Annotated in this window: 4 protein-coding genes and 1 pseudogene; 4 read left to right on the top strand and 1 reads right to left on the bottom strand. The window is 63.4% G+C overall.

The window, feature by feature from the left end:
* Position 1: 1 nt before the first annotated feature.
* Complete coding sequence (locus GLL_RS03325) at positions 2 to 1,756, bottom strand: iron uptake porin (protein WP_164928564.1); 1,755 nt, start codon at positions 1,754 to 1,756, stop codon at positions 2 to 4.
* Between the two features lie 233 nt (positions 1,757 to 1,989).
* Here GLL_RS03325 and GLL_RS03320 point away from each other — a divergent pair, with 233 nt between their 5' ends.
* From GLL_RS03320 to GLL_RS03305, 4 genes and pseudogenes are all read left to right on the top strand, one after another.
* Complete coding sequence (locus GLL_RS03320) at positions 1,990 to 2,760, top strand: LmeA family phospholipid-binding protein (RefSeq protein ID WP_011140639.1); 771 nt, start codon at positions 1,990 to 1,992, stop codon at positions 2,758 to 2,760.
* A gap of 71 nt (positions 2,761 to 2,831) precedes the next feature.
* Positions 2,832 to 5,648: a DNA polymerase I gene (polA, locus tag GLL_RS03315; RefSeq protein WP_011140638.1), complete on the top strand. Its 2,817-nt coding sequence runs from the start codon at positions 2,832 to 2,834 to the stop codon at positions 5,646 to 5,648.
* A gap of 288 nt (positions 5,649 to 5,936) precedes the next feature.
* Positions 5,937 to 10,022, top strand: a pseudogene (locus GLL_RS03310) (response regulator); the annotation flags it as partial.
* A gap of 3 nt (positions 10,023 to 10,025) precedes the next feature.
* Positions 10,026 to 12,044 (top strand): hybrid sensor histidine kinase/response regulator, encoded by a 2,019-nt coding sequence (locus GLL_RS03305; protein ID WP_011140636.1) that lies wholly within the window; start codon positions 10,026 to 10,028, stop codon positions 12,042 to 12,044.
* Positions 12,045 to 12,111: the final 67 nt, after the last annotated feature.

Here is a 12,111-nt window from a genome sequence, read left to right as displayed (position 1 = left end):
ACTAGAACGTGAAGGTGGCGCGGATGGTGCCTACCGTGATCCCGGCGTTGGAGTTGGAGTTGACCGGGTTGATGTAGAACTGCACATCCGGCGTCAGGCTCAGGCGGTCGCTGACCTGGAAGCGGTAGAAGACCTCGACGTTGCCCTCGGATGCAGTCGGCACGAAGGACAGGCCGGTAGCAAACTGGCCGCTGTTGACGCGGATGGGCTGGCCGTAAGCCGCGGCGAACGTGTTACCGGGACCGAAGAGGCCGGGCAACGCGAAACCAGCCTGCCAGGTGCTCGATTCGATCTCGGTAAAGGTGGTCGAGGCGGCACCGTTGATGCGGCTGTTGCCGTAGCCGTAGCGGCCGAAGATGGCGAGGCTGGGGAAGATCGCCCACTCGACGTTGGCCGCGTAGACGTCGGTCACACCGGAGGTGCCAGAGCCGTTAAGAAGCGTACCCAGCACCGCGCCCTGCTCCAGGAAGTGGGCGTACTGCAGCTTGATCGACGCGGTCCTGATCGGGTTGATTTCCAGTTCGCCCACGGCGGTGTAGGAGCCGCCGAACAGACCCGAGCCGCCGAAGGGAAGGCTCCCAGTTGCACGGGTACCGGACGCACCGCCGGTGGGGGCGATGTAGATGGCGCGGATGGCCAGGAAGTCGCCCAACTGGAAGTCGAAGCCACCGCCGGGACCGGCGAAGATAAAGGTCGTCAGCGGGTTATTGATGAAGAAGCCGCTGGAGAAATCCACTTCTTCGTTGTTGGCGAAGGAGTTGGTGTCGATAAATTCGAAGATGTCGATGCGCGGTCCGACGAAGATCCGGAACGAATCGCTAAACAGATTGGTTGTGTAGCGAATCTTATCGAAGGAGACCGGGGCGCGACCGTCCACGCCGCCACCGACGGTCGAACCGTCGTAGGCGTTGTTGTTTGGGCCGAGGGCATAGAATTGGGTGCCCAGGCCGCTGGCGATGCCCTGGAAAACTGCACCGAGGTCCTGGCCGGCGACGCCGCGCATGCGCACGAGCAATTCGTCGGTGCCGGTGAAGGTGGCGCGGACGTTGAGGCTGGTGCGGGCGGTAAAGCTGGCGTTGGCTTCACCGAGGGCGCGGGAGGGCAGCGAAGTTGCCGGAGCGTTGGCATCGCCGGTGGCGACGAAGCGGGAAAACTGCGAGTCGCCGTAGGAAGGACCCACACCCACCGGTACCGGCGTATAGAAGAACTTGCTGGTGTCGCCGCCGCCGATGGTGGCCGCCATGACCACCGAGGCGTCTAATTTGGAGTTGACGTTGAACAGCTTCGATTCGATGTCCTTGGTCTTGGCCTCCAGGGCATCGACGCGACCGCGCAGGGCGGCCAGTTCATTGCGGAATTCTTCCTGCAGGCGCTGCAGGGTGGCCAGATCTTCTTTGGTTGCCTTGTCGGCAGTCGCCGCGGTAATCAGTTCGTTGACCTTCTCAAGGCAGGCGTTGAGACCGGCGGCGAACTCGTAGCGCGAGGTTGGGCGGTTGCCCAGGAAAGTCTTATTGGGATAACCCTCGAGGCAACCGAAGCGCTCGACGACGGATTTGAGCGCCTGGAAGGCCCAGGAGTTGGGATCAACGTCGGTCAGTTCGGAGACCGAGTTGACTTGAGCGACCGAATCTCCCATACCCTGCTGCAGGTATTGGTCGATCTGTTGGGTGTCGGAAGGTTCCGCAAGCGCCGGACCGGCCAGACCCAGGAGGGTCAGAAGACCTATCGTTCCAGCAAGCAAGCTTGGCTTACGCATTTTCATAACTCCTCACAAAGCACAGAGCCAGAACACACCTTTCCAGCCTTCAACGATGCTACTACACAACGCCGATTCCGACGCAAGATCTCCCAAAGCTTTACAGGTGGAAGGCTCATAGGCATCATTACATCTGCAGGGGGAGAGTGCAACGGCGGTTTTGACGCCGTAAAGTTTTGTAATAGGATGCGTATGAGGGACTGCCGTCTTCCCTTGCCCTGTGACAGAGAACTATGATGCTCCCATTTCCGTTTCCGGCGGCCGGCGGCCGCGCCGACGCCGGCGAGCAGCTGATCAACTCGGTGGTGGCGGCAGCGATCCGCGCGCTTCTCAGCAAAGTCGAAGATCTGCAAATTGGCATCTATTGCCAGCCGATGTCCAAGCTCCTGCAGGGGGCGATAGACAGCTTTAACCTGCGCGGGCGGGGCATGGTGATCAAAAACCAGTTTCGCGTCGAGAGCCTGCGCGTCGACACCGACGCGATCGCCGTCGACCTGGGCGCGATGTTGGGGGGGCGGGTGCGCCTGCAACGGCCCACCGAGGCCATCGCTTCGGTGGTACTGCGCGAGGAGGACATCAACACCGCCTTTGAGGCGCCGCTGGTGCTCTCGAAGATGCGGGGCATGCGGGTCGAGGGCGGCGACGAGACGCTCGCCATCCGCCAGACGCGGGTGCAGTTGCTGGATGACAACTGGATGGATTTCAAGACCGAAATTGTCTTCGAGCAATCGGGGCGCAGCGAGCCGCTGCGCTTCAAGGCCCACCTCGCCACCGAAGAGCAGCGCCGCATCGTGCTCGATCAAACCGACTTTGAAGGCCAGAGCGAGGAGGCCTGTCAGTTGGGCCATCTGTTCGTAGCCCAGTTCAATCGGATCATGGACCTCGACAAGTTCAACCTGGATGGGGCGACCCTGCGCGTGCACCGCCTGCGCATCCGCAACCAGCAGCTTATCTTCGAGGGCCGGGCGCACATCGATCACTTTCCTGGGCAGCATCGTAAGTAGGTGTCAGTAAGTGCACCCTGGCACCTGGCACCTGATATGCCAGACTGGTTGGCGACACTTGTTCTCAAGCCATGCCAGATTCGAGCGCGCCGGTGTTGCTGTTGGTGGACGGTCACTCTTTGGCCTACCGTGCCTACTTCGCCTACGTGCGCGGCGGCGAGACCGGCCTGCGCACCTCCGGCGGCACCCCCACGAGTGTCTCGTTCGGTTTTTTGAAACTGTTGCTCGACGCCATCGAGCGCGACAGGCCGTCGATGGTGGCGGTGACCTTCGACACGCGCATGCCGACTTTTCGCCACGAAGTCGATGCCACCTACAAGTCCGGCCGCGCCGAGACCCCGGATGAATTTATCGACGATCTGCAGAATTTGCGCGAGATTCTTACCGCCCTCGACCTGCCCCAGTTCGAGTTGCCGGGCTACGAAGCGGACGATCTGATCGGGACTCTGGCGGTGCATGGAGCCGGCCAGGGTTATGACGTCAAGATCTTAAGCGGCGATCAAGATTTATTTCAGCTCATCACCGACGAGGGCGCTCCGGGTGGCTCGATCCGCGTACTGCACCAGAATACGCGCACCGGCACCGAAGAATTCGGCCCCGCCCAGGTCAAAGAGAAGCTCGGGATCGCCCCCCGGCAGGTGGTCGATTACAAGGCCCTGTGCGGCGACAGTTCCGACCGCATCCCCGGGGTACGCGGCATCGGTGCCAAGAGCGCCGTCAAGTTGCTCGAAGAGTACGGCTCGCTTGCCCAGCTCATCGAAGCGGTGGACACGATCCCCGGCGCGCTGGGCAAAAAGCTCAAAGAAGGGGTCGAGGACGCCCGCCACTCCTACTGGATGGCCACCATCGAGACGAACGTGCCGCTGGTCGTCGATTTTGAGGCCTGCCGGCTGGTCGGTTTCGACGCCGAGCGCGTGGCGCCGCTGCTCGAGAAACTCGAATTTCGGTCGTTTTTGCGCCAGTTGCAGCGGTTGCAGCGCAGTTTCGGCGGCACCCCGTCAGCGCGTCCGACCGCACTCAACGAAGATGCTGATAATCCGCTAGCCGGGATCGGCACCGCCAGCGAGGACGAGCTGTGGTTCGACTTTGCCCCGAGCGTCCCCATGGATCTGGAGGTGCGCGTCGTGCAGACTGCCGAAGACTTTCAGGCTTTTCTCGACGCGCTACTTGCCCAGGATGGGCTGGTGGCCTGGGATACCGAGACCAACAACCTCGATCCGCGCCACGCCCGATTGGTGGGGATCGGTTGCGCCTGGGAGCCGGGAGTGGCTTACTATTTGCCCCTAGCCCACCAGCAAGGCTCCAACCTCGAGACCGACGCGGTCGTGGCGGCGCTGACGCCTTACTGGCAGGACCGCGAGCGGCCCAAGGTGCTGCAGAACGCCAAGTACGACTGGCTGGTGCTGCGCAACTACGGGGTCGCCCTTGCGGGCATCGCCTTCGATCCGATGCTCGCCAGCTACGTCCTCGACCCGGAGGGCAAGCACAATCTTATGACCCTCGCCCAGAATCACTTGCAAATCACCATGGGCTCCTACGAGGCGCTCGTGCCCAAGGGCCAGACCATCGACGCGGTGGAGATCGCGGCGGTGAGCCGCTACTGCGGCGAGGACGCCGCCGTCACCCTGCGGCTGGTGCCGGTGCTGCAGGCGAAGCTCGACGAAGACCCGCGCCTGGCGGGCATCTTCAAGGAGATCGAGGTGCCCCTGGAGCCGGTGCTCGCGCGCATGGAGGAGCGGGGCATCCGCATCGACAAAGCCTACCTGGGCGAGTTGGCCCAAGAACTTGACCGCGACCTGGAGTCGCTTGAGCAGGAGGCTTACACCCTGGCGGGCAGCAAATTCAACCTCGGTTCTCCCAAACAACTGAGCGACTTGCTCTTTAACAAACTTGGCCTCAGTGCCAAAAAAAGCCGCAAGACCTCGCTGGGCTACTCCACCGACGCGGCGGTGCTCGAGAAGCTGCGCGACGACCACCCCATCGTCGAAGCAATTTTGAGCTATCGCACCCTCGCCAAGCTCAAATCTACCTACGTCGACGCCCTGCCTTTGCTGGTCGACCCGCGCACCGACCGGGTGCACACCGACTTCAACCAGACGGTGACTACCACCGGTCGCCTCTCCAGTTCCAACCCCAACTTGCAGAATATTCCGGTGCGCACGTCCTTTTCGCGGCGCATCCGCCGGGCGTTTGTCCCGGAGCCGGGGTGGCTGCTGGTGGCGGCCGACTACTCACAAATTGAGCTACGCATCCTGGCGCACCTGACGCAGGAGCCGGTGCTCCTCGAAGCGTTCCAGACCGGGGGCGACGTGCACACCCTCACCGCCCGGCTGCTGCTGGGCCGCGAGGAGGTCACCTCCGAAGAGCGGCGCCTCGCCAAGATCATCAACTACGGCGTCGTCTACGGGATGGGAGCGCGCCGCTTCGCCCGCGAGACAGGGGTGAGCGCCACCGAGGCGGAGGATTTTATCAAGGCTTTCTATCGGCGCTACCCGGCGGTGTTTGGCTTCATGGAGCAGACCCGCCGGATGGCCGTCGAGCAAGGCTACGTCGAGACTCTGTTGGGGCGGCGGCGCTATTTTCGAGGGCTCGGCCAACTCAATCAGCGCGACCGCGAGGGGGCTTTGCGCGCCGCCTTCAACGCCCCCATCCAGGGCACCGCCGCCGACATCATCAAAATCGCCATGGTGCGCCTTGAGCAAACCCTCGCAGGCCGCCGCACCCGGCTGCTACTGCAGGTGCACGACGAACTGGTCTTCGAGATGCCCCCCGAGGAGCGCCCCGAGGTCGAACCTTTGATCCGCTCCGGGATGGAAAATGCCCTCGATCTGCTGGTGCCGCTCAAAGTCGAACTCAACGCCGGTCCCAACTGGCTGGAGGCGAAGTAACATACGCGGCCCAAACGGCCGAATGTCTAAAATTTCTATCCAGGGACGGATTTCAGCCGGATCGATCGTCAGTAAGCTCTGTGAGCTTGTAGCGTTTTTCGCAACCTGGACGGTCGCCTGACTTCGGCACAACGCTCATAAGTCGCGGGTACTTTGCCGGCTTGCTACGCACTGTTGCTATTGGTCGCCTCAGGACGACGAAGGAGAGCCATGACCGCCGTCAGTCGCAAAAAAGCCAAGGCCGATGCGGCCTTCCTGGATCTCGATCAACTGCTCGAAACGCTTGCTGCGGTCAGAAGCGGCAATTTTTCGGTGCGCCTGCCCACAGCAGGGACAGGCATCGGCAGCGAAATCGCCGCCACACTCAATGGGATCATTGCCCTCAACGAGCACTTGAGCGTCGAATTGAGCCGGGTGGGCAATGCGGTCGGCAAGGAAGGCAAGGTCAACCAGCGCGTTGCTCTCGGTGATGCTGCGGGCGCCTGGACATTCTGCGTCGAGTCCATCAACACGCTGATTACCGATCTGGCCCAACCTACCACCGAGACCACCCGCGTCATCCGGGCGGTGGCCAACGGCGATCTCTCGCAGCGCATTCCTACCGAACTGGACGGCCGGCCGCTGCAGGGCGAGTTTTTGCAGACAGCGCAGATCGTCAATGTCATGGTTGAGCAACTTGGTTCTTTCGCTTCGGAGGTCACCCGCGTGGCGCGCGAGGTGGGCACCGAAGGCAAACTCGGCGTGCAGGCCGAAGTGCGCGGCGTGGCGGGCACCTGGAAGGATCTGACCGACAACGTCAACTCGATGGCCGGCTCGCTGACCGCCCAGGTGCGCAACATCGCAGAAGTGACCACGGCGGTGGCGAGCGGCGATCTATCCAAGAAAATCACCGTCGAGGTCAAAGGCGAGATCCTCGATCTCAAAAACACGATCAACACGATGGTCGACCAGCTCAATTCGTTTGCTTCAGAAGTCACCCGCGTGGCGCGCGAGGTGGGCTCCGAGGGCAAACTGGGCGGCCAGGCGCAGGTGACCGGCGTGGCGGGTACCTGGAAGGATCTGACCGACAACGTCAACTCGATGGCGGGCAACCTGACTTCGCAGGTGCGCGGCATCGCCCGGATCGTGACGGCGGTGGCGGGGGGCGATCTTAAGCGCAAGCTCGTCCTGGAGGCCAAAGGCGAAATCGAGACGCTGGCAGAGACGATCAACGAGATGATCGACACGCTCGCCACCTTTGCCGATCAAGTCACCACTGTGGCGCGCGAGGTGGGCATCGAAGGAAAACTGGGCGGCCAGGCGCGCGTGCCCGGCGCCTCGGGCACCTGGCGCGATCTGACCGACAACGTCAACGAACTGGCGGCCAACCTCACCACCCAGGTGCGCGCCATCGCCGAGGTGGCCACGGCGGTGACCAAGGGCGATCTCACCCGCTCGATCGCCGTCGAAGCCCAGGGCGAGGTGGCGATCCTCAAGGACAACATCAACCAGATGATCGCCAATCTGCGCGAGACCACCCAGAAGAACACCGAGCAGGACTGGCTGAAGACCAACCTGGCCAAGTTTACCCGCGTGCTGCAGGGGCAACGCGACCTCGAAGCGGTCTCCCGGCTCATCCTCTCGGAGTTGGCGCCGCTGGTCAGCGCCCAGCACGGGGTGTTTTATCTGATGGACAGCGCCGAGAACCGGCCCTGCCTCAAGCTCTTGAGCACTTACGCCTACCGCGAGCGCAAGCGTCTGGCCAACTGGTTTTTCCTGGGCGAGGGGCTGGTGGGCCAGTGCGCCCTCGAAAAAGAGCGCATCTTGCTCACCGACGTGCCGGGCGATTACATCAAGATCAGCTCCGGCCTCGGCGAGGCGGCACCCTTCAACATCGTCGTGCTGCCGGTGCTCTTTGAAGGGCAGGTGACGGCGGTGATCGAACTGGCTTCGTTCCGCTCCTTTAGCGAAATTCACCTCACCTTTCTCGATCAGCTCACCGAGAGCATCGCGATCGTGCTCAACACGATCGCCGCCAGCATGCGCACCGAACAATTGCTCAAGCAGTCGCAGTCGCTCGCCGAAGAACTGCAAAGCCAGCAGACCGAACTCACCGACACCAACAAGCGCCTGGAGCAGCAGGCCAACTCGCTGCAGGCCTCCGAAGAGCGCCTCAAAAGCCAGCAAGAAGAACTGCAGCAGACCAACGAGCAGCTGCAGGAAAAGGCGCGCTTGCTGTCAATACAAAACAAAGAAGTCGAGCGCAAGAACCGCGAGATCGAACAGGCTCGCCAGTCGGTCGAAGAAAAAGCGCGGCAGTTGGCCCTCACCTCCAAGTACAAGTCCGAGTTTCTGGCCAACATGTCCCACGAGCTGCGCACGCCGCTCAACAGCCTGCTCATCCTGGCGCGGTTGCTCTCGGACAACGCCGAGGGCAACCTTTCGGAGAAGCAGGTGGAGTATGGCCGCACAATCCACTCGGCGGGTGCCGACTTATTGGGGCTGATCAACGACATCCTCGATCTGGCCAAGATCGAGTCGGGAACGATGTCGGTCGAAATCGAGCAGATGCACTTTGGGGACCTGCGCAGCCAGATGGAGCGCATCTTCCGGCAGGTGGCCAACGACCGGGGGCTCGAATTTGCCGTCGAGTGCGCCGCCAATCTGCCCAGGGCGATGCTCACCGATCCCAAGCGCCTGCAGCAGGTGCTCAAGAACCTCTTGTCCAACGCCTTCAAGTTCACGGCCCTCGGCTCGGTCACCCTGCGCGTCGAGATGGCTACGGGCGGCTGGGATCCTGCAAGCGAATCGCTCAATCGCGCGAGCGGCGTGGTGGCCTTCTCGGTGATCGACACCGGCATCGGCATTGCCCCGGACAAACAGCGGGTGATCTTCGAGGCTTTCCAGCAGGCCGACGGCAGCACCAGCCGCAAGTACGGCGGCACCGGGCTCGGGCTTTCGATCAGCCGCGAGATCGCTCGGCTGCTGGGGGGTGAAATCCAGCTGGAGAGCGAACCGGGTCGCGGCAGCACCTTTACGCTCTTTTTGCCCCTCGACGCCCCGCTACCCGGCTATTCCGCGGGCGACTGGGCGCTGTTTTCCCTTCCCGAACCGGTCGGCGCTACCCGCGAGCGGACACCCGCCGCGGCCATGGAGGGGGGATGGCGCTCGCGGGCCGAGTTGAACGACGATCGCGACAACCTTGAGCCGGAGGACCGGGTGCTGCTCATCATCGAGGACGACGCGAACTTTGCGCGCATCCTAGGCGATCTGGCCCGCACCCACGGTTTCAAGGCGGTGGTCGCCCTCGGCAGCGAGACGGGGCTGGCCGCCGTCCGCGACTTGCAGCCCCACGCTGTCTTGCTCGACATCCACCTGCCCGGGATGGACGGCTGGACGGTGCTCGACCGGCTCAAGCACGATCCTGAGACCCGCCACATCCCGGTGCATCTGTTGTCGGTGGACGATGCCGGACAGCGCGGCCTGCAATCCGGGGCGGTCGCCTGTTTGAAAAAACCGGTGGACAGCGAGCAGATGGCAGCCATCTTTGCCCGCATGCATGCCTTTGCCGACCGCAAGGTGAAGAATCTGCTGGTAATCGAGGACGACGAGGCGCAGCGCACGAGCATCGTCGAGCTGATCGGCGGCGGCGATGTGCGTTCGCAGGCGGTCGCCACCGCCCAGGAGGCGCTCGCCCTGTTGCAAAGCGAACCGTTCGACTGCGTGGTGCTCGATTTGGGGCTGCCCGACGCGGACGGCCAGGCGCTGCTCGGGCAAATCAAGGGCTCTGCCGACCCCTGGAACCTGCCCGTCATCGTCTACACCGGCAGAGATCTTACCCCCCAGCAGGAGCGCGACCTCAAGCGTCGGGTCGAAGCGGTGATCGTCAAGGGCGAACGCTCCGCCGAACGCTTGCTCGACGAGACGGCCCGCTTCATGCACCGGGTGCAGGCGGAGTTGCCCGCGCCCCAGCGGCAGATCATCGAGCAGCTGCGCCACTCGGGGTCGATTCTGGCGGCCAGGAAAGTGCTCATCGTCGACGACGACGTGCGCAATATTTTTGCCCTCACCAGCGCGCTCGAACGGGAGGGCATGCAGGTGCTCTACGCCGAGAACGGCAGCGACGGCATCGCGCTTCTGGAGCGCACTCCCGGCATCGACATGGTCCTGATGGACGTGATGATGCCCGGGATGGACGGCTACGAGGCGACGGCGGCCATCCGCCGTCAGGTGCGATTTAAAGAGCTGCCCATCGTGGCGCTCACCGCCAAGGCGATGCGCGGCGACCGCGAGAAATGCCTGGAGGCGGGCGCTTCGGACTACATCACCAAACCCGTCGACACCGAGCAGTTGTTGTCGCTGCTGCGGGTCTGGCTGTCGCGCCGGGAGAACTAGCCCATGCCCGCCCCCGGTACCGCTGAACCCGTCACCATCCTGCTGGTCGACGACCGCTTCGAGAACTTGCTCGCCCTCGAAGCGGTTCTCGGGGAGTTGGGCCAGAACCTGGTCAAAGCCCGCTCAGGCCCGGAGGCTCTGCGCCACCTGCTGCGTCAGGATTTCGCCGTGATCTTGCTCGATGTGCAGATGCCGGGGATGGATGGCTTCGAGACCGCCCAGCTCATCCGCCAACGCGAGCGCTCGCGCCACACACCGATCATCTTCCTGACCGCCTACAGCGCCAACGACAGTCTGATCTTCAAGGGTTACGCCCTGGGAGCGGTGGATTATCTACTCAAACCGATTAACCCGAGCATCTTGATCTCGAAGGTGGTCGTCTTTATCGACCTGTTTCGCAAAAGCGCCGAAATCGAGCGGCAGGCCGGGGCCCTCGTCGCCGTCAACCGGCAATTGCGCTCAAGCGAACAGCGGCTGCAGGACTTTTTGGACAACGCCAGCGATCTCATCGAGATCGTCTCTCCCGAAGGCCGCCTGCTCTACGTCAACCGCACCTGGCGCGAGACGCTCGCGTATCCGGCAGATGACCTGGAGAAGATGACCTGTTTCGACGTCGTCGCCCCTGCCGACCGGCCCCTGCTGGCCGAAGCCCTCGAGCGCGTGCAGCAATCCCAGCGCTCCGAGCGGCTGGAGGTCGCCTTTTTGGCCATGGGCGGCCGGGAGATCGCCGTCGAAGGTTCCCTCAACTGCCAATTCGACAAAGGTGTGCCCCAGGCTATCCGTTGCATCTTCCGCGACATCACCGAGCGTCGGCAGGCCGAGCAGGTCCGCGTCGAGATTCTGCGCGAGCAGGTAGCCCGCCAGCAGGCGGAGGAAGCCAGCCGTATGAAGGACGAGTTTCTGGCGATGGTCTCCCATGAGCTGCGCACCCCGCTCAATTCGATCTTGGGTTGGGCGCAACTGTTGCGCGCCCGCCGCATCGACGAGAAGGCCGCCACGGGCGCCCTCGAATCGATCGAGCGCAACGCCCGCATGCAGAACCGGTTGATCGAAGATTTGTTGGACATCTCGCGTGTCGTCACCGGCCAGATGCGCCTGGAGCTCCAGCCGCTCGAACTGTCCGGGGTGATCGCATCGGCCGTCGAGGCGGTGCAGCCCGCCGCCGCCGTCAAGCAAATCCAGCTGCGCTGCCGCATCGATGCCGCCGTCGGCCCGGTGTTGGGCGACGTCGACCGCCTGCACCAAATCGCCTGGAATTTGCTTGCCAACGCCGTCAAGTTTACCCCCCAAGGCGGCACCGTCGAAGTCGACCTCGCCCAGGGCGAAATCCACGCGCAACTGGTGGTCCGCGACAACGGGATCGGCATCTCGCCTGCGTTTTTGGACCAGATCTTCGAGCGCTTCCGACAGGCCGACAGCACCAGCACCCGGGTGCACGGCGGCCTCGGCCTCGGCTTGTCGATTGTCCGCCACCTGGTCGAGCTGCACGGCGGCACCGCTGCGGCCGAGAGCGCGGGCAAAGGGCAGGGGGCTACTTTTACGGTGCGCCTGCCGCTGTTGGCCGACGGCACCCCCATTCAGGACGAGGGGAAGCTCGTCCAGGCCAATGGCCGCACCGAGGCGCTGACCGAGTTGGTACAGTGGCTGGCGGGATTGCGGGTGCTGGTCGTCGACGACGAGGTGGACGCGCGCGAATTTGTCGCTACCGCCCTGGGCGAGTACGGCGTGCAGGTGGTGACGGTCGGTTCGGTCCGAGAAGCCCTAAGCGCCCTCGCGGCCCAAAAAACGGACGTGTTGGTCAGCGACATCGGCATGCCCGGCGAGGACGGTTACGCGCTTATCCGCGAGTTGCGCTCCCGCGGCAATACCCTCCCCGCCATCGCCTTCACCGCCTACGCCCGCGGCGAAGATCTCAAAGACGCCCTGCAGGCCGGTTTTCAGTGCCACGTGCCCAAACCCGTCGAGATCGCCCAATTGGTGAGCGCCATCGCCAGCCTCTCGCGCAACCGCAAAGCGACCTGATATCGGATCCAGACCGGCCCAACCGGCTCAAGACGAAGCAAGCTTCCGGCAGTTATACTGGTTGGCA

The sequence above is a fragment of the Gloeobacter violaceus PCC 7421 genome (genome assembly GCF_000011385.1).
Classification (GTDB): Bacteria; Cyanobacteriota; Cyanobacteriia; order Gloeobacterales; family Gloeobacteraceae; genus Gloeobacter; species Gloeobacter violaceus.
The sequence above is the reverse complement of the archived record's forward strand: the minus strand, read 5'-3'. Positions and strand labels throughout refer to the sequence as shown.